The sequence below is a fragment of the Nostoc sp. DedSLP04 genome (assembly GCF_034530775.1).
GTDB lineage: Bacteria > Cyanobacteriota > Cyanobacteriia > Cyanobacteriales > Nostocaceae > Nostoc.
Genome location: NZ_JAVRCL010000033.1, coordinates 13828 through 40244 on the forward strand (window position 1 = coordinate 13828; position 26417 = coordinate 40244).

The following is a 26417-nucleotide window of genomic DNA, read 5'->3' on the forward strand; positions in this document are numbered from 1 at the left end:
ACACTAAGCTTTGTATAGATTTGAGAAGATACAGCAGTTTGCAACTAAGTGAGGTACAAAACCAAAGGCTTACAAATTAAATTATTCTTCTGCCTTCTGCCTTCTGCCTTCTGCCTCCTGCCTCAAAACCAATGACTTTGTACTTCATACAAATGAAAACTGCTGTATTAAAGCAATCGCAGATGGAACGATTGATTAACTAATAGCGTCAACTAATTTTAGAAAAAGCCGATAAAATGGCATTTATCATCTCCAAGGTTGGAGAGATGGATAGGCTTTTTGCTGTTTGAGAAGACATATAATTAGCATCTACGGCATTTCGCGGTCAATAGCGAAGCAAACCTAGAAAAACACAACGTTAGCACAGCCAACTTGTGAAAACGATACTATAGCAACTCTAAATAGTTAGGGAACATTGGATTTTGACCGTTGACGCTTAACACTCAACCTCAACGCGCATAATGAATTTTTCAAAACTAAAATGAATTGCTATATAACTAAAGCTAGTTGGTGCTGTGCAAATCCAACCATTTGTTTAATTTAATTGGACTATTGATGCGAGGAGCAGTCATGAAATCATTTATTCGCTTAGGCGCAACATTGGGTATAGCTGGCAGTGTATTTTTAACAGGGCTTTCAGGAATAGGCAATATACCAGGAATGGGCAATCTAGAGGCGATCGCTCTGCCACAAGATCAGGTAGTGAAAAAGCTCCAAGAAGTACCAGTATTCACGCTCACCAATCCTAAAGGCGAATTTGTAGTTCTTTCAAGAAACAACGCATCCAAGCCGATCTCACAAGTGGGATTTTTTATTAGCAAGCAAGATGCTCAAAAATTCCTTGACAATCGGCTCAAAAAAGAAAATCCCCAGTTAGCAGGCACTCTACAGGTTAGACCTTTGTCCTTGGCAGACTACTATAAAATAGTTCAAGAAAGCAAAAAGAAATCAGATTCTGTGATTTATACTTTAGTTCCGACGCAACAACAAGTAGCTTCGGCAACAAGTATGATCAATCAAAATGGTAAAAAGGTAGAGCAATTCAATGGTATTCCTCTATTTGTACCCAAATTTAAGAAAGATAATAGCTATCTGACTATTCCCCTTGCTAAAGGTAATGAGCGATACATCCCTTTCTTTTTTGAGAAAGAACAAGCAGTGGCTCTGTTAGAGGAATTCAAAAAAGCCGTGCCAAAGGAAGGAGCCAATACTGAAATTCAGGTGGTAGATTTGTACGGTGTTATGGAAGCTCTCAATAGCAGCAGCGATCCTAGTATCAATAAAATTGTTCTGTATCCATCACGGGAGTCGATCAACTTTATTCGCTCCCTGGCGCCAAATCAATCACCAGCTGCCAAGCCAGCTGCCGCCCCCGCTCCGAAAAAATAACGGATATGCGCTCCAAGGTTGAGGTATGGGGGAGAAACATCCGATAGTCTCTGGTTTACAACTTTGGCAGTGGCGGAATGCAGCTCTTGAAGCAGCGATCGCCACTGATGTTCCACTAATGGAAGTAGATTGGTTGCTCCTCGAAGTTGCAGGTTTAGACCGCTTGGCACTGCGTTTGGAATCTTTCAAAAACTGGCCGCAAATTCAACTGCAATTGCCGCTAGAAGAGTTAGACCATCTGTGGCAGAGGCGATTAAACGATCGCTTACCAGTGCAGTACATTGCTGGTGTGACACCTTGGCGTAACTTTCAAATTGCGGTGTCAAGCGCAGTTTTGATTCCCAGACCAGAAACAGAGTGCTTAATTGATTTAGCTTTAGCAGCTGCTAACGGTGTCTCAGGACATTGGGCAGATTTGGGTACTGGGAGTGGTGCGATCGCCATCGGATTAGCAGATGTCTTGCCAAAAGCAACAATTCATGCAGTTGATTACAGTTTAGAGGCTTTGGCGATCGCTCGATCCAACGCCGATAATTTGGCTTTTGCTGACCGGATTCAATTTTATCAAGGTTCTTGGTGGGAGCCACTGACATTCTTAAAAGGTCAGTTCAGTGGTATGGTGTCGAACCCCCCTTACATCCCCACCAGCACTTTACTGACTTTGCAACCAGAAGTCGTTAACCACGAACCACATCTAGCTTTGGATGGTGGTCTTGATGGCTTAGATTGCATTCGTCATTTGATCGAAGTCTCCCCTAGTTATTTGCAATCGGGTGGCGTGTGGCTAATTGAGATGATGGCTGGACAAGCGGATGCAGTGCAAGAACTTTTACAAAATCAAGGTAGCTATTGTAAAATTCAAATTCACGCTGATTTAGCTGGAATTGAACGTTTTGCCTTGGCCTATAAAAGTTAGGAGTGATGAGTTATGAGTTATGAGTTATGAAATTCCTTACTCCTGCACAGACGCGATTAATCGCGTCTCTACTCCTAACTTTGTAAATATGACCCAAGTTTCTTTAGAAAATTTAATAGTTGGCGCACGCGCTGGTCTTTTAGTGAGCTTTCCGACTGATACTGTTCCGGCACTTGCAGCGATACCAGAGAAAGCAGCATTAATTTTTGCGGCGAAACAACGCAGTCAAGACAAACCTTTGATTTTGATGGCGGCTAGTGCTGAAGATTTGTGGCCGTATGTCAAAGGTAGTGAGAATGAATATAAAGTTTGGCAAGAATTAGCAGATAAATATTGGCCAGGAGGGCTGACATTAGTTTTGCCAGCGAGTGAACGCTTACCAAAAGTTATGAATCCTATCGATCCAACAACAATTGGGATTCGAGTACCAAACAGTGCGATCGCTCAAACAATTTTGGCGCAAACAGGCCCTCTTGCCACCACTAGCGCCAATTTTTCTGGTCAGCCGCCTTTGCAAACAATGACAGAAATTGAGACTCAGTTTCCGCAGGTTCTGATAGCAACGACAGAATACCAGAGTGAAATACCAGGGATGGGTATACCTTCCACCGTTGCTAAATGGACAGGGATAAATTGGCAGATTTTACGACAAGGTGCCATCGAGTTAGATTTATCGAGTGATAACTAAGTATAGGTAGTTATAATGTTGTTTTCGTGGTGTTAACAACAGAGAAATCTGAAACTTTAGTTGGCGCTGTTGTACTTAATTAGCAAGTTAATAATTGCCAGATATGAATTGGAGCAACTGGATATATCTAGGAGTAGGAATAGCACTAGGTATGGTTTTCCGTCAGTTATTTGGGCGAGCGCCTAATGTTTTATCTAGCTCATCCCCAGTAGCGCCATCAGCTCAACAGGATATGTCACTAATATCGCAACAGCTACAGCAAACCCAGCTGGCATATCTGATGGCAAAGGAAATGAGCCAGTTTAAAGCTGGTTTTTTGGCGCGGACTACTCATGAATTGCGATCGCCTTTTAATGGTTTGATTGGCTTACATCAATTAATTTTGTCAGATTTGTGTGAAAATCCAGCTGAAGAGCGAGAATTTATTGCCCAAGCTCACGAGCGAACGCTGAAGTTGCTGAAGCTAATGGATGAAATTCTCAATGTTGCAAGAGCTGAACACGGCACTAATAAATTAGATATTCAGCCCAGAGCCTTAGCCGAAATTTTAGAGGAGGTTCATGACTTAACTTATATGCTGGCGGCAAATCGCAATTTTCCCTTACAATTATTACCCGCAGACTCAGAAATTTATGTTTTGACAGATTACCTCTGGCTGCGCCAAGTATTGATAAGTTTAATAGACACTGCCATTACTCAAATGGAGGAAGGCAGCATTTGTATTTCCAGTAGCACCCTACCTACAAACAATTTTGTAAACATTTGGCTAGATTTACCAACCCATGCTGTACCTTGGAGCGAGCCGATTGATTTGCTCAAATTTGAAGATCCGTTGACCCAGATTGACCAAAAAAACGCTACTCTTTCCCCAGGGATGAGACTATTAATCAATCAAACTTTGGTGGAAGTTATGGGAGGAAAGTTAGAAATCTTGCCTTCGACCATTGTCAAGGAACCACATCAGCAGCTTACCAGACTACAAATCTCTATTCCTCTAGTGAGTAGTGCTGAGTCCTGAGTAGTAGAGAGGAAATCTTGCTTTTTAACTACCCTACTACTACAGTTATTATACTTAATACTCAGCGCTCATTGCTCGGAACTATTTCGATGATTCTTGAAGCTGAACTTCTGTAGCAGCAAGGAAAGTACGGTTAGCTTGATTGTGTAGCACCATCGTAGTGGTAGTGTTGCTTTGAAAACCAATCTTTTCGTAGAAACCCTGTTGGTAAGTAGTCATCAGGTAAACTCGCTCAACCGACTTCATACGAGGATGTCTTAAAACGGTTTCTACTAAATTGCTTCCCAACCCACTATGTTGATACTCTGGATGAATCACAACATCCCAAATTGTGGCGCGATAGATGCCATCAGATGTTGCTCTTGCAAAGCCAATGAGCCGATCGCGATTCCACACGGAAATCACTGGCTCACTATTGGCAATAGCTATACCTAAGTCTTCAATACTGCGTCCCTTTGCCCAGAAAGCGGAAACGTTTAACAGTTCTTGGAGTTGATAAAGGTCAATTTCAGACTTGCGATCGCTAAATTTAATCTGAAGATCGTTCATGTATGGCATCCACTTTTAGCAGTATCTTTGAACAGACATTTGATGAAATTAAATATGCATTATTCAGAAATCTTGTAGAGACTTAGCACTACTAAGTCTCTACATTCTTTTTGGGCAGATGTCTATTCAGGAGGCAGGAGGAACCCACCCTTAATAAAGGTGGATTGAAACAAGGACGTTTTATACCTCGCTGCAAGCAGTCTCGGTATAATTATTAGTTTAAACTGGGCTTTAAACCCTGCAAATGCAAGTTTTCATTGATACTCATTCCCTCCTGCCTCCTAACTCCTGCCTTTCTTTGTAAGGTTAAGTCATATTTTGCTATAAATTGCTGTACGTGTAGAGAAAGAAAATTTAATGACAAACCCACTTCCATAGAGGATGAGTTGCTCCCTGTTGACGTATCCGATAAACTTGTTTTTCTAAACGTTGTTTTTCCTGCGGTGGCAGTCCGAGTAGAATATTCCGACTTTGCCAAACTAAAACAGCAGCAGTCATCCCCAGACAAAAAGCGAGACCGAAGGTAGACAGTGGATGGTAGAACAATCCAAATCTCACTGCCACCCAGGTAAAATATTGTTGCCACAGAGCAATTTCTGCACGTAGACCCCACAACGAGGCAGGCGCAATGGTCAGCCATAAACAGCCGACAAACAGCCACCTGCCATATACTGTTAGCTGATGTAGTCTTTGTACTTGTTGAGCAAATGATGGGTCAGATTTCTCAAAGTCTGGGACAGTATTTAATCGTTCTTGCGGTTGATCCATAGGGAAATAAGATTGCAAGGCGTGGGTGAGCAATTCAAAATACTTTCACCCAATTGGGAAATATACACTCTTTTTAACTATCCTGGGAACTGGGAGATGTATCAATCGAATCAGCGTTGTCTAACATTTGGGATTCTCCTTTTCGCTCTCGCCACCAAGTTAGAAGAGTACTGGCGATGAAAATACTCGAATAAGCCCCCATTGTGAAGCCAATAATCAAAGCCAGCGAAAAGTTTTTCAGTGTTTCTCCACCAAATAAAAAGATTGCAGATAATGTCAGTAATACGGTTAAGGTAGTGTTGATCGATCTTGTCAATGTTTGGTTAACCGCATCATCTACAATTTGGGCAATCGGCTGTTCGGGATGGATTTTAAGGGTTTCCCGAATGCGATCGTAAATTACCACTGTATCGTTGACTGAAAAACCTGTGATCGTAAGTAAGGCGACGATAAAAAGGCTATCTACTTCGATGCCTGCCACCAAACCCAAAAATGAAAAAGCCCCAACTGTAATCAAGATATCGTGGAGTAGGGCAACGATCGCAAACACAGCATAATCTAACTGGAAGCGGAAACTCATGTAGATAGTAATACCGATGAAGGAAACTATCAGAGCTAACATCCCGGATGTAAACAGTTCTCTGCCTAATGTGGGACCAACGGAGTCAATCTGGTTCTTTTGTGGGTCAAAAACGCCGATTTCTTCGCTCAAAGCGTTTTGTAATTTGGTACGCTGATCGACACTCAAATCTTTTGACCGAATTAGTACACCATTTTCTACACCATTTTCTGAGACAAGTTGGATACTGCTATCACCTAGTCCCTGTGCTTTTGCTACTTCCCGGACAGCGTTGATATCAATTGGTTTGTCGCAGTTACCGGGTTTGGTGCAATCTCGGACAAACTGCAACCGCGTACCACCGATAAAATCTAAACCGGGGCGTAAGGGGGAACGAATACTAGGTTGTTGCCAAGAAATCACCATTGAGATGATACCAGCGATGATGATAGCGGCAGAAATACTCCACCAAAGCGATCGCGATTTATTAATGCTTAGTTTCATTGAGTCACCTCTGCCTTATTCGATGCTGGCAGGTTTGGACAGAAAAGTTCTGTCTTCCGCAAGGAGTGAATTGAAATTGCCAAAAATAGCAATGTTCGACTACAGGTAATTGCAGTAAACATACTTACAGCTACCCCCAAAGCTAAGGTTAGAGCAAAACCTTTAACTAAACCAGACCCCAACCAAAACAGGGCAGCGCAAGCAATCCATGTAGTGACGTTGCTATCTAAAATACTAGAAAATGCCCGATAAAAACCCGATTCTACAGAACGATACAGAGATTTACCCGCCCGCAATTCTTCCCGCGTCCTTTCAAAAATTAGCACATTGGCATCAACTGCCATCCCAATACTGAGAATAAAACCAGCAATTCCCGGCAAAGTTAGGGTAACGCCCAACAAAGCAAAGGTTGACCAAGTTAAGAGAGAGTAGATCACTAGTGATATATCCGCAATCAATCCTGGTAGTCGATAGTAAACCACCATGAATATTAATACTAAAGTCAAACCACCGACTCCAGCATAAATACTACTTTGAATACTATCTTTACCCAAGGTTGCTCCGACTGTCCGCCTTTCTGCAACTTCTACTGGTACGGGTAATGCACCACCACGTAACTGCACGCCTAAGTCATTGGCTTGTTGGGCGGTAAAACGTCCTGTAATCACCGCAGAACCACCTGTAATCCCAGTAGCGGCAAATTCTATACCTACAGTAGGAGCGCTGATTAGTTCATTGTCTAGAAAAACACCAATGCTACGCCCAGTACCGGCGAGGTTTTTCGTCAAATTGGCAAACAGTTCACCACCCTTTTGGTCGAAGCGAATGGCAACATTCCAGTTGTTACCTTGAGTGGGTTCACCATAGGCATCCTTGAGGTATTTGCCAATTAGTGGTGGATTAGTGCTTTCAAACAATTCTGCGATCGCTTGATTATTTTTTTGTAAGTCTTCTTGATTCTTGACAATTGCCGCTTTGTCGGTACTCTTTCTTAATTCTTCTTGCTTGAATTTCAATTCGGCTCTTGATGCTTGAAAAGCCAGCAGTTGAGTTTCTGTATTCGCCTTTTGGGTACGAAATTCTAACTGTGCTGTACCGCCTAGCACCCGTTCAGCTTGTTCTGGATCGTTAACTCCTGGTAGTTGCACCAGTATTTTATCTGCGCCGACTGTTTGGATTACTGGCTCAGAAACACCTAAACCATTAATCCGGCCTTCGACAACTTTCTTCACACCTTCCAATTCGCGTTCGGTGATTTTGGGGATATCCGCTGATGGTTTCACCTGAATTGTGAGCTGTGAACCTCCGCGCAAGTCCAGCCCCAGAGGTATCGGAATTGTGGCAATCACCGTAATAGCGGCGATTATCAGGACTAAAATCAAAATTAATAGCGATCGCTGTCTTTGCATACCATAACTCGCATCTGACAAAGGCTATAATAGCGCTCTTTTGAGGAGTTATGAGTTGGGAGTTGGGAGTTAGGAGTTGAGAGTTAGGAGTTGATAGTTAGAAGTTGGGAGTTAGGAGTTGTAAATTCAATATTAAATTTTTAACTCCTCACTCCTAACTTTTAACTCTTAACTTTTAGACTCGCAACGCCACCATTTTTTCCACAGCTTCTACTATTTGCTCTGGTTGGATGATTGTTAGTCGTTCCAGATTGCCGTTGTAAGGTGTGGGAATATCTTGGGAAGAAAGTCGTAGTACTGGCGCATCCAATTCATCGAATAAGCGATCGTTGATTGAGGCGATGACTTCTGCTCCAATACCGGCAGTGCGCATCGATTCTTCCACAACAATGACTTTATGAGTTTTACGTATTGATGCACCAATGGTATCAAAATCTAATGGTTTGAGGGATATTAAATCGATAACTTCTGGATCGTATCCTTGTTTTTCAAGAGTTTTGACGGCTTGCACTACATGATGGCGCATCCGCGAGTAAGTAATAATTGTCACATCTTTCCCTGGACGCACAATTTCTGCTTTATCTAGGGGGAGGAGGTATTCTTCTTCTGGTAAATCTTCTTTCAAGTTGTAAAGTAAAACGTGTTCAAAGAACAACACTGGATTATCATCGCGGATAGCGGATTTCAGCAGTCCTTTAGCGTTTCTTGGTGTGGAACAGGCAACAATCTTTAACCCTGGCACAGCTTGGAAGTAGGTTTCTAGTCGCTGGGAATGTTCTGCGCCTAGCTGCCTTCCCACACCTCCAGGGCCGCGAATTACCATTGGAATTTTAAAGTTACCGCCAGAAGTATAGCGGAGCATCCCAGCGTTGTTGGATATTTGATTGAAGGCAAGCAGTAAAAAGCCCATGTTCATGCCTTCAATGATCGGACGCAACCCAGTCATTGCGGCTCCCACAGCCATGCCAGTAAAGCTATTTTCAGCGATGGGGGTATCTAGAATGCGGAGTTCGCCATATTTTTGGTACAGGTCTTTGGTAACTTTATAGGAACCGCCGTAATGTCCAACATCTTCACCGAGAACGAATACGCTGGAGTCACGCGCCATTTCTTCATCAATGGCTTCCCGTAAGGCGTTGAAGAATAGTGTTTCTGCCATTTAGACCTTTATAGTACGATTATGGTTTTAGAATTTTATCGTGCTGCTGTCGCAAATACAGTGAGCGATCGCACTAGTTAGAGTTTAGGTTTTTTAAATAAACTGCCCCTAGCATAGAACGAGTGATTGCCATAACTATATCAAAGCTATTTAACTTCGATTTTAGAGGTTTTATGAGCGATCGCCTCCCCTTTTGACAAATACGGCTAACTTATTTATGTAATAAAACGCAAGATAAATGTATAAAATATACTTAAAATCTCACGATTAAAAGTATAGTAACTTAACTCAAACCAGAAAAAATCTGTTATGGCAATAATTTATATATGCCTACTCTAGAACAATTGAAAACGTTGTTTATCTTAAGTTTTTGGGCTACTAAAATGTATTTACCTGTGTTTTTAGTGCGAATCGATGAACGAACAAAAAATATTGTAATTCTCGCTGGTGAAGAAAATGAAATTATAATTTAGTTAGACGGGAAGTGAAGATATGTATGAGTAAACCAGATTTTATGACAATGTCCCGTGTCCAATTGCGTCAATATATCTTTGACCACAGAGAAGATGATGAAGCCTTTCAAACTTATTTAGATCGATTCACCTCTGAAGACGCTGTAATCTTCCCTGCGCCGCAGTCAATAGATGATTTAGAAAACTTCCCAGAATTGCATCAACAAAACCTAGAAAGACTACGAAAGCAAGCTTGAGCTTTGGCAACCCTCCAAAAAATTTTATCAGCGATCGCTTCCCATTCTGGTAAATGAGGCAACCCTATACTTCAGTACTATCGCGACCCAAATATGCAGTTAAACTGCAAATAAGCAGTTATACTTAATTTAGCACTGTCAAAGTTAGCAGTTGAATCACCCACCAATCAAGATTTTATAACTTGGCATTGATAAGCAAAAGGAGTGCGAAGCAATGAGTCTTTGGGTTTAAATGGAATCTGTGATTTTCTAATTACCCGTTCTCCAGAAAGACTAATTATCACTGCACCAGTCATTATTATTGTCGAAGCTAAAAAAGAAAACATTACTGCTGGTTTAGGACAATGTGTAGCCGAAATGTTAGCAGCAAGAATATTTAACGAACGAGCAGGTAATGAAAATTTGATAATTTATGGAACTGTCACAACTGGAAGTATTTGGCAATTTTTAAAATTAGAAGGTCAATCTATCCAGATTGATTTAAGTGAATATTATCTTAAAGATGTCAATAAAATTTTAGGAATCTTAGCTAGTGGTGTCCGGTGAAAAAATTATCATTAAGTTGCGATCGCATCCCTAAAACACCCGCTCAAAAGGCTTTTTCCGATAACGCCGATAAATATCAAAATCACTGTCCAAAGTAGCGATCGCAGCAATATCTAAGCGTTCCGAAATGACAATCAAGGATAAATCTGCAAAATCCCCTGGTAAATCTCTGTACTGAGTATTCAATTCAGCAATGCGCGAAAAATCTTGCGGCAATATTTGCTCACACTCGTAGAGTTGTTTAGCAACATCTAGAAGAAACTCGTTTTGTGTACGCCAATCAAAGTTGAGCAACCACACTACTTCTGCAATACAAATGGGCGTAGTCACCAGCCTAGAAGTACAGTTTTCAAAGAAGCGACGCACCTGTTGGTGATACCGATCTCTAGCGCTATAGTACGCAAACAAAAACCCGCTATCCGCGAGTATAAGCGGATAATAGGTCATGAATGCCGCTTGTTGAGATATTGAGCGATCGCTTTTTTACGGTTTGAGCGTTCCGATAAATCCGTTGGTGCATCTTGTAGCAAATGTTCAGGGTGTCCCCCCCGCCTCTCTACCAAAGTTTTACCCGCTTGTAAGGTTAGCCAGCGTTCAGCAATCAAGCGTCGGATCAATTCACTCTTTTCCGTTTGCTCGTGAGCTAAAATATCGGCTAGCTGCCGTTCTGTTTCTTCATCCAGCCTGACACTGAGCATAACCTTTATCATCCTTGCAATACACGTATGACAAGTATAACGCCGATTAGTTAAATTTTGTTTGAATTTCGCACCAGCTAAACCCAAAATATAAAGATAGGACTTACGCAAAATATCTCTCAAACTCTTATTTCTCCGTGTCGTGCCAGTTGCTACCCTGCGGGAACGCTAAAAGCGAACAAGTCGGGGAACCGCAAGAGCGCACTGGCTTCTCTGCGCCTCTGTGGTAGCCTGCGGCAAGCCACTTCGTGTCTACGTTATTCTCTAACTCTTACGTAAGTCCTAAAAGAATCTCACGCCCAAACACCAAAACACAACTCTGCGTCTTCGCCCCTCTGCGTGAGATTTCCCACTAAATTAGTATTCAATATGCCTAGCCTACTTTAACCATCTCGCCGCATCTTTGGCATGATAAGTCAAAATCAAATCTGCACCAGCGCGTTTAAACCCAATTAAAGTTTCCATAACCACCCGCTCTTCATCAATCCAACCATTGAGAGCCGCAGCTTTCACCATCGCATACTCACCAGAAACATTGTAAGCGGCAACTGGCAAGTTACTTGCTTCCTTGACGCGCCAAATAATATCCATGTATGCCAAGGCTGGCTTAACCATGAGCATATCAGCACCTTCAGCGATATCTAATTCAATCTCTTTAATCGCTTCGCGGGCGTTACCTGGGTCCATTTGGTAAGTTCTTCTGTCCCCAAATTGTGGTGTCGAGTCTGCTGCATCCCGAAATGGGCCATAATAACCCGAAGCATACTTAGCAGCATAAGACAAGATTGGCGTATCTTGAAATCCTGCTTCATCCAAACCCTGACGAATTGCTTGCACAAACCCATCCATCATTCCCGAAGGCGCGATGATATCAGCACCAGCTTTCGCTTGAGAAACTGCCGTTTTCTTCAACAATTCCAGAGTTGGATCGTTTAAAACTCGTCCTGTTAAATCACCAGTTTGTAAATAACCACAATGACCGTGACTGGTATACTCACACAAACAAGTATCAGCAATTACAACCAAATCTGGCACTGCTGCTTTTACTGCCGTCGCCGCTTTCTGGACGATACCGCAATCATGCCAAGCGCCAGTGGCATCCACATCTTTATCAGCTGGAATACCAAATAGAATAATAGAAGGAATTCCTAAGTCGTAAACTTCTTTTGCTTCTTCAACAATTTTATCTACCGAAAGTTGGTAGACTCCGGGCATCGATTTCACCTCATTAGCGATTCCCTCACCCGGTACAGCAAATAGTGGGTAGATTAAATCACTTGTTGTTAAAACAGTTTCACGAACCAACCGGCGCAGTTGGGGATGAGTACGCAGACGACGGGGGCGATGTGTAGGAAACATAAAATTTTATCAAGAAAAACAACGCAAATAGACACAAAACAAAGCGTCACAAAAGCAGGCTAAAATTTTCCTGCCGTCAGACAGACTACAAACAGTGCTTAACTGTCCTTTGCCCTACTCTTAATCAAGTTGTAGGGCAATTTTGTATTCTACAGCTTGATTGCACCTATCCGACGGACTGGAAAAAAAACAACATTATGAAGCAATTCAAAATTCAAAATGATAAGACTGTCTGTTGTCTGTTGGCAAAATTGTGGGGAATTGAGGGTTGAGATTTAAACGCAAAGTGGCGCAGAGAGAAACGCAGAGGCACGCAGAGAATTCGCTACGAATTAATTAAATTTTGTATTTGGTAGCAAATAACTGACAATTACCAATGCCCAATGCCCATAATCTATGCTAAAAAACTCGGAAAATATAGGGATAACGGAAGGGTATATCAGGATTGCTAAAAACTCCGATGAGCGCCCAAATTGTTAATCCCCAGTGTAATAGATATCCCAGACCAGCTAGTGGACCCAGCAATAATAGAGGTAATACTAACCAACCGAATAGAAAAAACAGCGCTCCCAGAATTGCACCATAAAACCAGACATTAAAGTGGAAATTGATGGATTCTTTGGCGTTTTCTTTAACAACAGGATCGTCAGATACGAGCAGTATGGCGATAGGTATGCCTACAGATACCAATGTTGTGCTGAAAAAAATAGCTCCATGAGACAAAGCAGATAGAAGCTTTCGCTTGTCTGTGTCGTACATTGCTTTCTCCTATTTAGTCAGATTGTTGGTTATACTACGACCCTATCATGAGCATCGTTGTCTTAAGATTAAAAGACTTACCAGAGTCAAAAAAAATTAAGCTAGCTAACAAACAAATACATTTATGTCTACTGAACTTCAGTCTGAACTTATTCAAGCAGTCGAACTTCGCCGCAACTTTGCGATTATATCTCACCCTGATGCTGGTAAAACTACACTAACTGAAAAGCTACTCCTGTACGGGGGTGCAATTCACGAAGCTGGGGCAGTCAAAGCGCGACGGGCACAGCGTAAGGCTACCTCTGACTGGATGGCGATGGAGCAACAACGGGGTATTTCCATTACTTCCACAGTGTTGCAATTTGAATACCAGAATTGTCAAATCAATTTATTGGACACTCCCGGACACCAAGATTTCAGTGAAGATACTTATCGCACCCTTGCTGCTGCCGATAATGCAGTGATGTTAATTGATGCGGCAAAGGGTTTAGAACCGCAAACCCGCAAATTGTTTGAAGTGTGTAAGTTGCGGGGTATCCCAATTTTTACATTTATCAACAAGCTCGATCGCCCCGGAAGGGAACCTCTGGAATTGTTGGATGAAATTGAGCAAGAATTGGGATTGCAAACCTATGCAGTCAACTGGCCGATTGGGATGGGCGATCGCTTTAAAGGTGTTTTTGACCGACACAAACAACAAATACACTTGTTTGAACGCAGCGCCCACGGCAGCCGAGAAGCCCGCGATACAATAGTGGAGTTAGGCGATCCGAGAATAGAAGAACAGCTAGAACAAAATCTGTACTATCAACTGAAAAACGATCTGGAACTGTTAGAAGGAGTTGGCCCAGAGCTAGATTTGCAGTTGATACACGAAGGCAAAATGACGCCTGTGTTTTTTGGTAGCGCCATGACTAACTTCGGGGTAGAGTTATTCCTCAAGTATTTCCTCGACTATGCCCTCAAACCCGGTTCTCATATCAGCAGTGTTGGTGAAGTTCCCCCTACATACCCGGAATTTTCGGGGTTTGTCTTCAAACTGCAAGCGAATATGGACCCGAAACACCGCGATCGCGTTGCATTTATCCGGGTTTGCACTGGTAAGTTTGAAAAAGATATGATGGTGAATCACGCCCGCATTGGTAAACTCATCCGTCTATCTCGCCCGCAAAAACTTTTTGCTCAAGAGCGAGAATCGATTGATGTGGCTTATCCTGGCGATGTGATCGGTTTGAACAATCCTGGTGTTTTTGCGATCGGGGATACAATTTACACGGGACAAAAGCTCGAATATGAGGGGATTCCGTATTTCTCGCCGGAACTGTTTGCATCTTTGAGGAATCCCAACCCCTCGAAATCTAAACAATTCCAAAAAGGCGTTGCGGAATTGCGAGAAGAAGGTGCTGTGCAAATTATGTATTCAACTGATGAAGCCAAGCGCGATCCAATTTTGGCGGCGGTGGGTCAGTTGCAATTCGAGGTAGTACAGTTTCGTTTACAAAATGAGTATGGTGTAGAAACCATATTAGATTTATTGCCCTACAGTGTCGCCCGTTGGGTTGAGGGTGGTTGGGAAGCATTAGAAAAAGTGGGACGAATATTCAATACCACTACAGTTAAAGACAGTATGGGACGACCAGTGTTGCTATTCCGCAATGAATGGAATTGTCAACAGTTATTGGGCGACCATCCAGAGTTAAAATTAAGCGCGATCGCTCCAGTATTTTCTAGTCAACAACCAGTGGAATAATTCACTTGATGTGGCTCTAACTGGGCGCGGTTGATTTCCACGGCATCCGAGGTTCGCGCTTTTGCACAAACGTGGATCATTTAGAAGAGATTGGAGTGCCAGAATTTGTATGCCTTCACATGCCAAACCATCTTTGGAGGCTGGTTTAGTTGCCCTCAAGCAGGGAAATTACCAAACAGCGATCGCTCAACTAGAACCTATTGCTAGCAGCCATAATGGGACTGCTAGCTTACAAGCTCAGGTTGGTTTAGTGATGGCTTATGCTCGCACTGGCGAAGTTGCCAATGCGATCGCTATTTCCCAGAATCTCATTGAGAGTAACAATCCGCAAGTTCAAGAGTGGGCAACACGCGCTCTCGAACACCTGACAAAACGTAAAAAATCCGATCGAGAATCAAAAAAAGTCGAAACTGGATTTGTTCCCTTTGAGAATTCAACGCCAGCAGATTCAACCCCCATTACTCCCCCGGAAACTCCTACATCAGAGGAAAAACCGAACGATCGAGTCATAGAAACCAAAAGCGACGACATCCCGCCAATGGTGCCACTAGCTAGACTCAAAGCTACATTAGCGACACCGCCACCACCGCCGCCACCAGCTACACCCCTAAGCGGCTTCATGGGTTCTGTTACCCGCACCCAAGCCAAATTATTCGGCGTTATTTATTGGCGGCAAGCACAACGCGCCAAAGCATGGCAACCATTACGTAAACCAAAATTAATTCCCTTGCGGCTACTATCGGCAGGGACATTTATCGCCCTGTTTTGGGTAATACGAGAAATCCTCAAGTTGGCATTGGGATTCATCAACCAAACTTTAGTCAAACTACCTTATCTGGAGCCAATACAGTTTTTATACCAAGATCCTACTCAACTGTTGCTGATCGCATTGGTGATTTTAATCGGGGTATCACCTTGGTTGCTGGATTTGCTACTGACGAACCTGTATGGCCAGCGAGAATTTCCGAAAGATGTATTGAATACTCATAGCCGCGAAGCTGTTCGGGTGCTACAACGTTGTTGCCAGCAGCGGCACTGGCCGTTACCCAAACTGCGGATTTTACCAACGGCTGCACCAATTATTCTGACTTATGGTAGTTTACCACGTAATGCCAGGATTGTTGTGAGTCAAGGGCTATTAGAGCAGCTGGCAGATGATGAAATCGCCATTATTTACGCCACGCAGCTAGGGCATATTGCTCACTGGGATTTTGCTGTAATGTCTTTGTTGCTGTTGGTTACACTACCAACTCACAAGCTATATCAGCAAGTGTCGGAGTTGGGAGACAAAATATCAGCGAAAATTTGGCGTTGGCCAGTGACAATTCTGGCAAGTCTAATTTATGGAATTTGGTGTTTGCTGACTGGAACTGGATTGTGGTTGTCGCGGTTGCGGCTTTATTATAGCGATCGCGTCGCCGCTGAAATTACTGGTAATCCTAATGCCCTGATTCGCGCTTTACTCAAAATTGCCATTGGCATCGCCGCTGATATCCAAAAACAAGAACACACCAGTTGGCAACTGGAAAGCTTAAATCTTTTAACACCAGTCAGCTACCAACAGAGTTTATCTTTGGGCACTATTGCCAGTAATCTATCTTTTGAATCCTTTTTAAAGTGGGATACGGCCAATCCCTATCGCCGATGGTTTACGATTAATAATAGCCATCCTTTAATGGGCGATCGCATCGAACGCCTCTGTCAAATAGCCCGTCACTGGCATCTAGACACCGAACTACATTTTGCTAGCGTTCCATCAAAGGTTAAGCGTCAGTCTTTTCTATTACAAGTCGCTCCCTGGTTGGGAATTCCTCTAGGGGTTCTATTTGCAGCTTTCGTCTGGCTAACCTGGCAACTAGCATTCACACTCAAGTTTTTGAATCTAAAGTGGATATATGAAGATTGGTCTTTCATTACAGGCTGCCTTCTGATTGGCTTTAGCATCGGTACTGTGATGCGGATTAATTCTTTCTTCCCCGATATTAAACCTGCCACCGTACAAACTGACGACAGCTTACCCAACCTGTTAGCTGACCCTTCTGCCTTACCTATTGATAGCGTCAGCGTGCGTCTTGTGGGTAAATTATTAGGTCGTCAAGGCACTAGTAACACCCTAGCGCAAGATTTAATCTTGCAATCCAGCGCAGGTTTGGTGAAATTGCACCACATTTCTTGGCTAGGACAGTCAGTCAATCACCAGGATCTAATCGGGCGGCAAATTATCGTCACAGGTTGGTTCCGGCGAGGAGCAACACCTTGGATCGATATCCAAACCCTAGAAACTCAAAGTGGTAAAACCATTCATAGCCCTCATCCTATTTGGTCTACTTTTTTGGCTGTTGCAGCACAGGCTTGGGGCGCATACGTCTTTTTAACTGGTTAGTCATTGGTCATTAGTCATTGGTCATTAGTCATTAGTTATTGGTCATTAGTCATTGGTTATCAACAAAGGACAAAGGACAAAGGACAAAAGACAAACGACAAATCGAAATGTAAAGAAAAGTTGCAGATTTCCTTAACAAATGTTACATTTATTTACACAAACAAGAGCAACCGACATAACTCAGTATCAGCGCTTAGTTATGGATTTAGGTGCTTTTTCCCCGCTCTATACCTTTTTATCCTCCCAACACAGCAGCAAATTAACCAGCCACTGGCTGGTTTTTGTTTCAAAATATGCTCACTTGCATAAAAAAATGTGTTTTATGTTACGATCTAGTAATAGTAATGCTGAAAATGTAGGCGCTAAACTAGCTACGTAGAAAATACCGTGGTAATGTAAGGAATGGTATTTGATTCTGCGAAAAAGGGCATAGAAGAAAGCGTGTACTTTAGCAGGCAATAGGCTATTAAATTTACAATTCTTAGAATTAAGGTGTTATTAACTCACCATTAGTGTGAGCCTTTGGATTAAACAAGCTTGATCCCGACGAAAAACTGTATTGTTGTATAAGTTGACAGTTTCGAGCAAAAAAATTGGTTTATGGCAGTCTTGGTCAATAGCATCTATTTAAAAGCCAAAGCTAAGTGATTGTTTTCTTGCCTTGCCATGTTCATTCAACTCTGGAGGTATAGTTCATGTCCGTTCGCCTATATATAGGTAATTTGCCTAAAGATGAAATAGATCGTCAAGATCTGCAAGCCGTTTTTGCAGCAGAAGGTGATGCTGTAACTACTAAATTAATTAAAGACCGCAAAACTGGCAAATGCCGTGGTTTCGGTTTTCTTACAGTCAACAATGACGAACAAGCTGACGAAATTATTGAAAAGTATAATGGTCAGATGTTCAAAGACACTCCCATTAAGCTAGAGAAGGCATTACCTCGCACAAAGGGTGAAGAGGGCGACGAGCAAGCTCCTAAACCAGTTACTCTTGCTAATAATAGTACGCCAACTCCTGCCCCCAACAGAGAAGGTAGCCGTCGTGAGAAAAGCTCTAAGAAGCCTCGTCGTGGCGGCGGTGGCGGTGGTTCTCGCGAAACCAGCACCACAACCACCGATTCAGACGCTATTCGTCCAGATCCTCGTTGGGCTTCGGAATTAGAAAAGCTGAAGCAGATGCTAGCTGCACAAACTACGAATTAATCGTTAAGGGAGAGAAGTTAAAAATTAAAAATCAGAATTTTTTTTGATTTTTAATTTTTAATTATTGTTGATAATTATCTAGCTGCTTGGTTAAATATACTTGCAGCTAATTTTGTAAGTGCGTAAGCATCGCATTGTCAAATCGTGGAGAATTGAGGGTTGAAATTTCAACGCAGAGGGACGCAAAGGTAAGCGCAGAGGTACGCAGAGAATATGCTACGAAGTTATATAGTTTTCTATTTAGAATAAAATTAAGTTTTTGTAATTAGAGGCATTGAAAAACCTGGACGATGGGGATGCAATGCCTAGGTTGGGCTGCGCCTACGCAGTAATTAGCTGGATTTGATAAATTAGAGTCAGTAATGGCAAGCTTGATAATGCCAAGAGAACCAGAGGCGCGATCGCTTTCAAGATAATCTACACTCAAGGTGATACCGATCGTTTGCAGCTTCTGTTATGTCCTCAATTCTAGATTCTTTGCCACCTGCGCTCGCTAAAATTGTCCAGCGCTTTCAACGCGCTTCCGAACCGAAACGACGCTACGAACAGCTAATCTGGTATGCTCAGAAGCTCAATGAGTTCCCAGAAGCTGAGAAATTACCCGAAAATAAAGTTCCTGGTTGCGTGTCTCAAGTTTATATCACAGCAGCTTTGGATGACGGTAAAGTTGTATTTCAGGGCGATTCCGACTCCCAATTAACCAAAGGATTAGTCGGGCTTCTGGTTGAAGGATTACATGGATTAACGCCAAGTGAGATTGTCCAGCTTACTCCAGATTTTATTCAAGAAACAGGTTTAAATGTTAGCCTAACACCTTCCCGTGCTAATGGATTTTACAATATTTTTAAAACCATGCAAAAAAAAGCATTGGAATGTAAGTTAGATTTGCCTAGCTAAACTTGGTTATTTTAGTCATTTGTCATTAGTCATTGGTCATTAGCAAAGGACAAATGACAAATAAGGTACAACTACCAAAATTTAGTCTTATGTCAACAAATTTATTATCTACCCCTGCTACTGGCTTTGGTGGAGTAGTTCAAGAATATCTCTGGAATTGGGAAAATCAGCAATTGCGCGTTGTTTATGAAACCCTTGGTAAAGGTTCACCGTTATTGCTACTACCATCTTTCAGCAGTGTTTCGACGCGTTTGGAAGTCGGCGAACTTGCCAAGTTACTAGCTCCCAATTTTCAAGTTGTAGCCATAGACTGGCCTGGATTTGGTGAATCTTCTCGCCCTAGTTTGAATTATCGACCGGAAATATATCAGCACTTTCTGGAAGATTTTGTCAAAGCTATTTTTAATACTCCCATTACCGTGGTGGCGGCTGGTCATGCTGCTACATACGTTTTACAATTAGCTGTCAAACAGGCTGCTTTCTCAAAAATTGTATTGTTGGCTCCTACTTGGCGTGGGCCTTTACCAACAATGGGGGCAAGTCAACAGATAGCTGGCATTGTGAGAGAATTGGTGCGATCGCCTATACTTGGTCAAGTTCTCTACAAACTCAACACTACCCCATCCTTTTTAAGTTTCATGTACCGCCGTCATGTTTTTACTGACGCGGCTAAAATTACACCCAGTTTCATTGAGAAAAAGTGGCACACGACTCAACAACCAGGAGCGCGATTTGCATCTGCTGCCTTTGTAACTGGTAATCTCGATGCTGTACGCGAACAATCTGATTTTTTGGAACTTGTAAAATCTTTAACCGTACCGCTCATGGTAGTAATTGGAGAATCCAGCCCCCCCAAATCACGAGAAGAAATGAACGCTTTGGTAGCCTTACCAGGAGTGAGAAGCGTTGTTATACCCGGTTCTCTAGGACTGCATGAAGAATATCCAGCAGTTGTTTTAGAAGCAGTTCAAGATTTTTTGTTCTCTCGATAAAATTCAATCCTCATACCAAGACGCAAAGAATCATTTTGCGCCTTGGTGCGAGATTAAAATTAGTTCAAGCTACTGCTTCCCTACCTTGGGCGGCTTTTAGAAAACAAGCGGGAATCTTTTTCTTTTTTGAGGAAATTAAGAGAGCGACGCAAACGTTTTTTTCCTTCTGCAAACCCAGGTAAATTTGCATACTCAGACTTGGGATTTTCTGCAATATTTAAAGCCGTTTCTAAGTAGGATATGGCGAGATCCACTTCTTGATTAGATAGCTTAGTTGCGTTATCTTGCCAGCTTTCAGCGATGCGTCCCAAAGCTTCTTCTGCATTATATTTAAGCTCCAGTTTCTTCAAAGCTTCAATAAGCACCGGGACGGCTGTTGCTGCTTTTTCCCCCATGCTTTCTAAAGCAGAGGCAGCACTTGAACGAACCTGAAAGTCCAAATCATTTTTCAAAGCTTCAATAAGTGCGGGGACTGCGGTTGCTGCTTTTTCACCGATGAATTTCAAAGCATAGGCAGCATTTGAGCGAACTTTTGCATTTTTATCCTCTTTTAAAGCTGTGATGAGTACAGGCACGGCTTTTACTACTTCTTCACTCTTGCGTTCCCAAATACCAACCCTTCCCAAAATAGAGGCAGCACTTATACGAACCAAATCATTTTTGTCTTTCAATGCTTGGATAATTACAGGAAATAGCGATGTTGTATCTTTCGCCATATTACTCAAAGCACTAGTAGCATTTGATCGCACTTGCTCGTTGTCATCTTTGAGTGTTTCCATGAGTACGGGAATTGCTGCTTTCAGTTCGTTTGTGAGTTTGACGTTAAAGTTGTCATCGCTAGAATAAGTAAAACTCATAGATCGAAAAGCTATGAGCGCAGCTAACCGCACTTCCGTATCACTGTCTTTGAGTGCTGCAATGACAACGGGGATGACTGCTTTCACGTCAGGGGTAGATTTATTTAAGTCGTTGCCAGCAATGCTAATCAAAGCTGAGACAGCACAAACGCGAACTTCCGCATCTGGATCGTTTTTTGAGGCGGTAATTAAGTTTGGAATTACCTCACTAGCTACTTTTTTATCAATGCTTCCCAACAGGTGAGCAGCATCGGCACGCAGTTTTGTATCCCGGTTTCGTAACGCTTTAACTAAATCAGAAACAGCTTGTGAACCAATTCTTTGCCTTGCTCTAGCTGTTCTTTCAGAGCCACAATAGTTTCGGTTTGGTTCTTGGTAGCTTGAGACATGCAATGTGCGCTCCATCTGTTGCCCCCAGACGTTGCCTATCGGCAACATAGATAACCAAAGGCATAAAAATGAAATTTCTAATGCTACTTGAAATTTAACTAAAAAGCTGACTGGAATAGATGCAGATGCTTGACCTGTTTGAGTTACTTGCTTTTTCGAGCAGGTAGTGTTTCTTGAAACCACCACGCTTCTCCATCAAAGTATAGTTTTTTATGTGATGATTATCATAGATTTCCTCCTATTGTCAAGCTACTAACCTGCAACTTATGGCAGAGTAAACTAGCTTGGATGCAATATTCCTACCAAGCTATGCCAACTTATGAATATTTATTACTTATTACAGATGCACAAAAATAAAGTGCTTTTTGATTAAATTATGTGATTATTTTGCTGAAACCCAAAATAACAACAAGTTCGCACAAAAATATAAAAAGATTTATCATGGGCGATAATGATTATCCATAAGGTGAGACAAGAGGAATTTAGAGTATGGTGGCTGACGTAATCAACAATTCAGTTCCCGTTACTGTTCTTACAGGCTATTTGGGAGCAGGAAAAACGACTCTACTCAATCACATCCTCACCTACGAACACGGCAAAAAAGTTGCTGTGATTGTGAATGAATTTGGGGAAGTGGGTATTGATAATCAATTGATTATCGATGCAGATGAAGAAATTTTTGAAATGAATAATGGCTGTATATGTTGTACAGTGCGCGGCGATTTAATTCGCATCATTGGCAATTTGATGAAGCGACGCGATAAATTTGATCATTTAGTAATTGAAACGACTGGATTAGCCGACCCTGCACCAGTGATTCAAACATTTTTTGTTGATGAAGATTTACAAAGCCAACTGTCTCTAGATGCGGTGGTGACAGTGGTAGATGCCAAACACATCTCGCAGCACTGGGATGCAGACGAAGCACAAGAACAGATTGCCTTTGCTGATGTAATTTTACTTAATAAAACAGATTTGGTAGCGCCAGAAGAGTTGAATGAATTAGAAAAACGGATTCGGGCGATGAATGCGATCGCAAAAATCTACCGTACCCAAAATTCTGAACTCGGAATGGATGCTTTATTAGGTGTTAAAGCCTTTGATTTAGAACGCGCATTAGAAATCGATCCAGATTTCTTAGGCGAAGATGCCCACGTACACGATGAAACTGTTTATTCTGTGGCTTTAGTAGAAGCAGGTGCAGTTGATGGAGAAAAATTAAACGCTTGGCTTTCGGAATTACTGCGTACTCAAGGCCCCGATATTTTTCGGATGAAAGGCATTTTAAATATTGCTGGAGAAGATAATCGATTTGTATTCCAAGGAGTACACATGATATTTGATGGCAAACCCGATCGCCCCTGGAAACCCAGCGAAACTCCTAAAAACGAACTAGTTTTTATTGGTCGTAACCTTGATGCAGCCCAACTCAAACAAGATTTTCTCGCTTGTCTAGCGTAAATAAAAAGTTAGGAGTTAGGAGTTATGAGTGATGAGTTAAAAATTCCTAACTTCTAACTTCTAACTCCTCACTCTTGTAGAAAATTATGAACTTCACAACCAGCAAATCTAAGGAATTTGAACAACACTATTCGGGGACACTTTCAGATTATGTAACAGCGATCGCTTGGTCGCCACAAGGTCAAACTTTAGCAGCAACTTCCGCCGCTGGAGAAGTAGTTTTGTGGAATGATGGCGAACTCACAACCTTACAAACTGGTAACGGTAAATCAGTAGACTGTCTAGCTTTTTCACCAGATGGAAAATTTTTAGCCGTTGGCGGACAAGATGGACAGGTAAAAATTTGGCGCGACACTGAATTAATTGCCACGTTAGAAAATGCTCCCGCATGGGTTGACAAGCTAGCTTGGAATTACACCAGTAACCAACTCGCTTTTAGTTTGGGGCGTTACGTCCAAGTCTGGGATGCAGAGACTCGTGAAATTGTCGTGACGCTGAATTTCGACAACTCTTCAGTATTGGGTATAGATTGGCGCATTGATGGGCAGTATTTGGCTATTGGTGGTTACAAAGGAATGAAGATTTGGCATAGTCAAAACTGGGATGAAGAACCATACAGTTTAGATATGACTACTGTCAGTTTAGCGATGGCTTGGTCGCCCGATGGTAAATTCCTGGCTTCTGGCAACATGGATCGTAGTGTCACCGTTTTGGAATGGAACAACCCCGATCCTTGGGTAATGCGCGGCTTCCCTGGTAAAATTCGCCAATTGGCATGGTCAGAAGCTATGACCAAAGTAGGTGCGCCAATATTGGCATCTTCTAGCGTTGAAGGTATTGTAGTCTGGGAAAAGCTAGAGGATGATTCATTAGGTTGGGAAGCACGAGTATTAACTAATCATGTGGGTGTGATTAATGCGATCGCCTTTGCACCCAAAAGCTTCCTTCTGGCTTCTGCTGCTGCTGACGGCTGGTTATGTTTGTGGAACCAAGCCAAAGAAGTATCCCAAATTATCACAGGTGTCTCTGGAGGATTTTCTAGCCTAGCTTGGCATCCCCAAGGTAAGTTATTGGCCGCAGGGGGTGAACAGGGCGAATTACTTGTATGGTCAAAGGTTTTGCGGGGTCAAGGATTTGGACGTAGTTAAGCAATACTTGGTAATTAAAATTGAAGCTGGGCAATTTATTAGCTATGCTGTATCAGCAAAGCTATCTTTGTGTGAATTATGAACATTGTCAAACTGATTTTACTCGCCTGTCCTGCATTTCTGGTATCCATGCTGTTGGTAGTCAATCCAGCACAAGCATCCAGCCTAAAATCTGTAGATGCTACCCAAATTATGACGGTAGTATCTACACAACAAATTCCCGATCTGGCAACACCAAACTTGATTCAAACATCTCATCCGATAATCGATCGAGTTGGTTGTAATTGTGCCAACTGTGTTCAGTCTAAATTTCAGTCGCTACAAGGCAAGCTGCCATCAGTCGGTTTTTAATAAAGTTAGGAGTTATGAATATTGTTAGGGCACAGCAATGCTGTGCCCTTATTAATTTTATCAGCTTTTTGTACGTAACTATTGCACTGGTTGCAGCATAATTATTGATGATATTCGCTAAAAGTCACGCCTGAAAAACGAAGTAGGAAAGTTGTTAAGTGAATCCCTGGATACTGAGAAAGCTGCTGGTAAAGTAGTAAGGTTGGTGCAATCGCTATCTGCACCCAAGCTGTTAAGCTCTTGTTAAAAGAGCTAGTCCGGGGATTAGAAAACTTGCTAGAGTGAACAGAGTTAGCCTTAATGTCTAATCCCCAAAACCTATACATCTCATGGATTTTGCTAATATTGCATCCCAGCTAAACGCTGGAACGATTTTGCCAGAGGGGATTGTTATTCTCACCCTCTTGGGGGTTTTGATTGTTGATTTGATTTTGGGGCGTACATCTGGACGCTGGATTGGATATCTAGCGATCGCAGGTTTATTTGCTTCGATTGTCGCCCTATATTTTCAATGGGACTCTCCCAATCCTATCGGTTTTACCGGTGGCTTTAATAGTGATGACTTGAGTATCGTCTTTCGCGGTATTATTGCCTTGTCTGCGATTGTGACTATACTGATGTCAATTCGCTACGTTGAGCAGAGTGGCACCGCAATAGCCGAATTTCTCGCTATTTTGCTGAGTGCTACTTTGGGAGGGATGTTTTTATCCGGGGCTAGTGAGTTGGTGATGATTTTCATCTCCCTAGAAACCCTGAGTATCTCCTCTTACTTGTTGACAGGTTATACCAAGCGTGACCCCCGCTCCAACGAAGCGGCGCTGAAATACTTGTTAATTGGAGCTTCCAGTACAGCAATATTTTTGTACGGTGTATCCCTGCTGTATGGACTATCTGGAGGACAAACCGAACTTAGTGCGATCGCTAATGGCATTGCCACAGCAAAAGTGGGACAATCTTTAGGTTTAGTGATTGCCCTGGTATTTGCGATCGCGGGTATTGGCTTCAAAATCTCCGCCGCACCCTTCCACCAGTGGACACCAGACGTTTACGAAGGCGCTCCCACCCCAGTCATCGCCTTTTTATCTGTCGGTTCCAAAGCAGCTGGTTTTGCCTTAGCCATCCGCTTGTTAACAACAGCCTTCCCCCTTGTTGCTGACGAGTGGAGGTTTGTCTTCACAGCTCTAGCCGTTCTCAGCATGATTTTGGGTAACGTAGTTGCCCTAGCCCAAACCAGCATGAAACGGATGCTAGCTTATTCATCCATTGCCCAAGCTGGGTTTGTGATGATTGGCTTGATTGCTGGTACTCAGGCAGGATACGCCAGTATGATATTCTACTTACTGGTTTACCTGTTCATGAACCTGTGCGGCTTTACCTGCATCATTCTGTTTTCACTGCGGACAGGAACCGACCAGATTGCCGAATACTCTGGCTTATATCAGAAAGACCCACTCTTGACACTAGCGTTGAGTATCTCCCTGCTTTCCTTGGGTGGTATTCCACCATTAGCTGGGTTTTTCGGCAAGATTTACTTATTCTGGGCTGGTTGGCAAGCCGGACTTTATTGGTTAGTTTTGCTGGGCTTAGTTACCACCGTCGTCTCCATCTACTACTACATTCGCGTAGTTAAGATGATGGTAGTAAAAGAACCCCATGAAATGTCCGACGCGGTGAAGAATTATCCCCAAGTGCGTTGGGATTTGCCTGGGTTAAGACCTTTGCAGGTTGGGTTGGTGGTAACATTTATTGCCACTTCTATAGCAGGGATTTTGTCAAATCCACTGTTTACGCTGGCTAACAACTCTATTTCCCATACCGCATTTTTGCAAGCAACAATCAACACTAATGTAAAAGCAGAAAATCCACTGCTTTTACCAAAGTTAGATTCGGTTAGTCAGTCGGAATCCTCTGTTGATTCTACTGCCAAGATATAACTGAGTCTCAACCAGATTTTGT

General features: G+C 42.5%; 26 protein-coding genes. 16 read left to right on the forward strand and 10 right to left on the reverse strand.

The genetic code is table 11. The features are described from left to right. Positions 1 to 570: 570 nt before the first annotated feature. The 4 genes from RMX89_RS19320 to RMX89_RS19335 all read left to right on the forward strand — a co-directional run bounded on the left by RMX89_RS19320 (position 571) and on the right by RMX89_RS19335 (position 4011). Positions 571 to 1389 carry a Tic22 family protein gene (locus RMX89_RS19320; protein ID WP_322690074.1) on the forward strand — a complete coding sequence of 273 codons (819 nt, stop codon included), beginning with the start codon at positions 571 to 573 and terminating at the stop codon, positions 1387 to 1389. A gap of 25 nt (positions 1390 to 1414) precedes the next feature. Beyond that, positions 1415 to 2305 (forward strand): peptide chain release factor N(5)-glutamine methyltransferase, encoded by an 891-nt coding sequence (prmC, locus tag RMX89_RS19325; RefSeq protein ID WP_322690075.1) that lies wholly within the window; start codon positions 1415 to 1417, stop codon positions 2303 to 2305. Between the two features lie 88 nt (positions 2306 to 2393). Next, the gene (locus RMX89_RS19330; protein WP_322690115.1) at positions 2394 to 2993 is read left to right on the forward strand and encodes an L-threonylcarbamoyladenylate synthase; all 600 of its coding nucleotides are present in this window, start codon (positions 2394 to 2396) and stop codon (positions 2991 to 2993) included. Between the two features lie 103 nt (positions 2994 to 3096). Next, entirely contained in the window at positions 3097 to 4011 is a 915-nt protein-coding gene (locus RMX89_RS19335) for a HAMP domain-containing sensor histidine kinase (RefSeq protein ID WP_322690076.1), read from the forward strand. Positions 4012 to 4092: 81 nt separating this feature from the next. On the opposite strand, the gene RMX89_RS19340 is transcribed toward RMX89_RS19335, so the two are convergent. From RMX89_RS19340 to RMX89_RS19360, 5 genes are all read right to left on the reverse strand, one after another. Then, positions 4093 to 4560, reverse strand: coding sequence for a GNAT family N-acetyltransferase (locus tag RMX89_RS19340; RefSeq protein WP_322690077.1), 468 nt, complete (start codon positions 4558 to 4560; stop codon positions 4093 to 4095). 354 nt (positions 4561 to 4914) lie between these two features. Beyond that, a complete protein-coding gene (locus RMX89_RS19345; RefSeq protein ID WP_322671984.1) occupies positions 4915 to 5328 on the reverse strand; it encodes a hypothetical protein in 414 nt (137 codons plus the stop codon). 73 nt (positions 5329 to 5401) lie between these two features. After that, entirely contained in the window at positions 5402 to 6391 is a 990-nt protein-coding gene (secF, locus tag RMX89_RS19350) for a protein translocase subunit SecF (protein WP_322690078.1), read from the reverse strand. Next, on the reverse strand, positions 6388 to 7800 hold the full coding sequence (gene secD, locus RMX89_RS19355) for a protein translocase subunit SecD (RefSeq protein ID WP_322685002.1): 1413 nt from the start codon (positions 7798 to 7800) through the stop codon (positions 6388 to 6390). Before secD ends, secF begins: the two co-directional genes overlap by 4 nt. A 175-nt stretch (positions 7801 to 7975) precedes the next feature. Beyond that, positions 7976 to 8959: an alpha-ketoacid dehydrogenase subunit beta gene (locus RMX89_RS19360; RefSeq protein WP_292776035.1), complete on the reverse strand. Its 984-nt coding sequence runs from the start codon at positions 8957 to 8959 to the stop codon at positions 7976 to 7978. 326 nt (positions 8960 to 9285) lie between these two features. On the opposite strand from RMX89_RS19360, the gene RMX89_RS34545 reads away from it, so the two are divergent. The 3 genes from RMX89_RS34545 to RMX89_RS19370 all read left to right on the forward strand — a co-directional run bounded on the left by RMX89_RS34545 (position 9286) and on the right by RMX89_RS19370 (position 10214). Continuing rightward, on the forward strand, positions 9286 to 9432 hold the full coding sequence (locus RMX89_RS34545; RefSeq protein ID WP_416211993.1) for a DUF6888 family protein: 147 nt from the start codon (positions 9286 to 9288) through the stop codon (positions 9430 to 9432). 23 nt (positions 9433 to 9455) lie between these two features. Further along, positions 9456 to 9668 carry a DUF6887 family protein gene (locus tag RMX89_RS19365; RefSeq protein WP_322690079.1) on the forward strand — a complete coding sequence of 71 codons (213 nt, stop codon included), beginning with the start codon at positions 9456 to 9458 and terminating at the stop codon, positions 9666 to 9668. 204 nt (positions 9669 to 9872) lie between these two features. After that, positions 9873 to 10214, forward strand: a complete 342-nt coding sequence (locus RMX89_RS19370; protein ID WP_416211994.1) for a hypothetical protein — start codon at positions 9873 to 9875, stop codon at positions 10212 to 10214. Positions 10215 to 10244: 30 nt separating this feature from the next. Here the strand turns inward: RMX89_RS19370 and RMX89_RS19375 are convergent, their stop codons facing one another. From RMX89_RS19375 to RMX89_RS19390, 4 genes are all read right to left on the reverse strand, one after another. Continuing rightward, positions 10245 to 10661 (reverse strand): type II toxin-antitoxin system VapC family toxin, encoded by a 417-nt coding sequence (locus RMX89_RS19375; RefSeq protein ID WP_322690080.1) that lies wholly within the window; start codon positions 10659 to 10661, stop codon positions 10245 to 10247. Next, positions 10658 to 10912, reverse strand: a complete 255-nt coding sequence (locus tag RMX89_RS19380; RefSeq protein ID WP_292745472.1) for a hypothetical protein — start codon at positions 10910 to 10912, stop codon at positions 10658 to 10660. Before RMX89_RS19380 ends, RMX89_RS19375 begins: the two co-directional genes overlap by 4 nt. 378 nt (positions 10913 to 11290) lie before the next feature. Continuing rightward, positions 11291 to 12271: a porphobilinogen synthase gene (hemB, locus tag RMX89_RS19385; protein ID WP_322690081.1), complete on the reverse strand. Its 981-nt coding sequence runs from the start codon at positions 12269 to 12271 to the stop codon at positions 11291 to 11293. Between the two features lie 399 nt (positions 12272 to 12670). Beyond that, a complete protein-coding gene (locus tag RMX89_RS19390) occupies positions 12671 to 13030 on the reverse strand; it encodes a DUF4870 domain-containing protein (protein ID WP_322640530.1) in 360 nt (119 codons plus the stop codon). Between the two features lie 124 nt (positions 13031 to 13154). On the opposite strand from RMX89_RS19390, the gene prfC reads away from it, so the two are divergent. The 5 genes from prfC to RMX89_RS19415 all read left to right on the forward strand — a co-directional run bounded on the left by prfC (position 13155) and on the right by RMX89_RS19415 (position 20254). After that, complete coding sequence (gene prfC / locus RMX89_RS19395) at positions 13155 to 14780, forward strand: peptide chain release factor 3 (protein ID WP_322690082.1); 1626 nt, start codon at positions 13155 to 13157, stop codon at positions 14778 to 14780. Positions 14781 to 14889: 109 nt separating this feature from the next. Beyond that, positions 14890 to 17163 (forward strand): M48 family metalloprotease, encoded by a 2274-nt coding sequence (locus RMX89_RS19400; RefSeq protein ID WP_322690083.1) that lies wholly within the window; start codon positions 14890 to 14892, stop codon positions 17161 to 17163. A gap of 695 nt (positions 17164 to 17858) precedes the next feature. Next, positions 17859 to 18365 carry an RNA-binding protein gene (locus tag RMX89_RS19405; protein ID WP_322671990.1) on the forward strand — a complete coding sequence of 169 codons (507 nt, stop codon included), beginning with the start codon at positions 17859 to 17861 and terminating at the stop codon, positions 18363 to 18365. Between the two features lie 456 nt (positions 18366 to 18821). Continuing rightward, positions 18822 to 19262, forward strand: coding sequence for a SufE family protein (locus tag RMX89_RS19410; protein WP_322690084.1), 441 nt, complete (start codon positions 18822 to 18824; stop codon positions 19260 to 19262). An 89-nt stretch (positions 19263 to 19351) separates the two neighbouring features. Continuing rightward, complete coding sequence (locus RMX89_RS19415) at positions 19352 to 20254, forward strand: alpha/beta hydrolase (RefSeq protein ID WP_322690085.1); 903 nt, start codon at positions 19352 to 19354, stop codon at positions 20252 to 20254. A gap of 80 nt (positions 20255 to 20334) precedes the next feature. Here the strand turns inward: RMX89_RS19415 and RMX89_RS19420 are convergent, their stop codons facing one another. Beyond that, positions 20335 to 21684, reverse strand: a complete 1350-nt coding sequence (locus tag RMX89_RS19420; RefSeq protein WP_322690086.1) for a HEAT repeat domain-containing protein — start codon at positions 21682 to 21684, stop codon at positions 20335 to 20337. A gap of 306 nt (positions 21685 to 21990) precedes the next feature. On the opposite strand from RMX89_RS19420, the gene RMX89_RS19425 reads away from it, so the two are divergent. The 4 genes from RMX89_RS19425 to RMX89_RS19440 all read left to right on the forward strand — a co-directional run bounded on the left by RMX89_RS19425 (position 21991) and on the right by RMX89_RS19440 (position 26395). Then, the gene (locus RMX89_RS19425) at positions 21991 to 22962 is read left to right on the forward strand and encodes a GTP-binding protein (protein ID WP_322690087.1); all 972 of its coding nucleotides are present in this window, start codon (positions 21991 to 21993) and stop codon (positions 22960 to 22962) included. An 86-nt stretch (positions 22963 to 23048) separates the two neighbouring features. Then, positions 23049 to 24110, forward strand: a complete 1062-nt coding sequence (locus RMX89_RS19430) for a WD40 repeat domain-containing protein (RefSeq protein WP_322690088.1) — start codon at positions 23049 to 23051, stop codon at positions 24108 to 24110. Between the two features lie 78 nt (positions 24111 to 24188). Next, entirely contained in the window at positions 24189 to 24461 is a 273-nt protein-coding gene (locus tag RMX89_RS19435; protein WP_322690089.1) for a hypothetical protein, read from the forward strand. 329 nt (positions 24462 to 24790) lie between these two features. Then, entirely contained in the window at positions 24791 to 26395 is a 1605-nt protein-coding gene (locus RMX89_RS19440; protein ID WP_322690090.1) for an NAD(P)H-quinone oxidoreductase subunit N, read from the forward strand. The last annotated feature ends 22 nt before the right edge of the window (positions 26396 to 26417 follow it).

Coding starts and splice junctions, on each gene's coding strand:
- RMX89_RS19320 (WP_322690074.1), top strand. CDS start 571: ATGAAATCATTTATTCGCTTAGGCGCAACATTGGGTATAGCTGGCAGT.
- prmC (WP_322690075.1), top strand. CDS start 1,415: ATGGGGGAGAAACATCCGATAGTCTCTGGTTTACAACTTTGGCAGTGG.
- RMX89_RS19330 (WP_322690115.1), top strand. CDS start 2,394: ATGACCCAAGTTTCTTTAGAAAATTTAATAGTTGGCGCACGCGCTGGT.
- RMX89_RS19335 (WP_322690076.1), top strand. CDS start 3,097: ATGAATTGGAGCAACTGGATATATCTAGGAGTAGGAATAGCACTAGGT.
- RMX89_RS19340 (WP_322690077.1), bottom strand. CDS start 4,560: ATGAACGATCTTCAGATTAAATTTAGCGATCGCAAGTCTGAAATTGAC.
- RMX89_RS19345 (WP_322671984.1), bottom strand. CDS start 5,328: ATGGATCAACCGCAAGAACGATTAAATACTGTCCCAGACTTTGAGAAA.
- secF (WP_322690078.1), bottom strand. CDS start 6,391: ATGAAACTAAGCATTAATAAATCGCGATCGCTTTGGTGGAGTATTTCT.
- secD (WP_322685002.1), bottom strand. CDS start 7,800: ATGCAAAGACAGCGATCGCTATTAATTTTGATTTTAGTCCTGATAATC.
- RMX89_RS19360 (WP_292776035.1), bottom strand. CDS start 8,959: ATGGCAGAAACACTATTCTTCAACGCCTTACGGGAAGCCATTGATGAA.
- RMX89_RS34545 (WP_416211993.1), top strand. CDS start 9,286: ATGCCTACTCTAGAACAATTGAAAACGTTGTTTATCTTAAGTTTTTGG.
- RMX89_RS19365 (WP_322690079.1), top strand. CDS start 9,456: ATGAGTAAACCAGATTTTATGACAATGTCCCGTGTCCAATTGCGTCAA.
- RMX89_RS19375 (WP_322690080.1), bottom strand. CDS start 10,661: ATGACCTATTATCCGCTTATACTCGCGGATAGCGGGTTTTTGTTTGCG.
- RMX89_RS19380 (WP_292745472.1), bottom strand. CDS start 10,912: ATGCTCAGTGTCAGGCTGGATGAAGAAACAGAACGGCAGCTAGCCGAT.
- hemB (WP_322690081.1), bottom strand. CDS start 12,271: ATGTTTCCTACACATCGCCCCCGTCGTCTGCGTACTCATCCCCAACTG.
- RMX89_RS19390 (WP_322640530.1), bottom strand. CDS start 13,030: ATGTACGACACAGACAAGCGAAAGCTTCTATCTGCTTTGTCTCATGGA.
- prfC (WP_322690082.1), top strand. CDS start 13,155: ATGTCTACTGAACTTCAGTCTGAACTTATTCAAGCAGTCGAACTTCGC.
- RMX89_RS19400 (WP_322690083.1), top strand. CDS start 14,890: ATGCCTTCACATGCCAAACCATCTTTGGAGGCTGGTTTAGTTGCCCTC.
- RMX89_RS19405 (WP_322671990.1), top strand. CDS start 17,859: ATGTCCGTTCGCCTATATATAGGTAATTTGCCTAAAGATGAAATAGAT.
- RMX89_RS19410 (WP_322690084.1), top strand. CDS start 18,822: ATGTCCTCAATTCTAGATTCTTTGCCACCTGCGCTCGCTAAAATTGTC.
- RMX89_RS19415 (WP_322690085.1), top strand. CDS start 19,352: ATGTCAACAAATTTATTATCTACCCCTGCTACTGGCTTTGGTGGAGTA.
- RMX89_RS19425 (WP_322690087.1), top strand. CDS start 21,991: ATGGTGGCTGACGTAATCAACAATTCAGTTCCCGTTACTGTTCTTACA.
- RMX89_RS19430 (WP_322690088.1), top strand. CDS start 23,049: ATGAACTTCACAACCAGCAAATCTAAGGAATTTGAACAACACTATTCG.
- RMX89_RS19435 (WP_322690089.1), top strand. CDS start 24,189: ATGAACATTGTCAAACTGATTTTACTCGCCTGTCCTGCATTTCTGGTA.
- RMX89_RS19440 (WP_322690090.1), top strand. CDS start 24,791: ATGGATTTTGCTAATATTGCATCCCAGCTAAACGCTGGAACGATTTTG.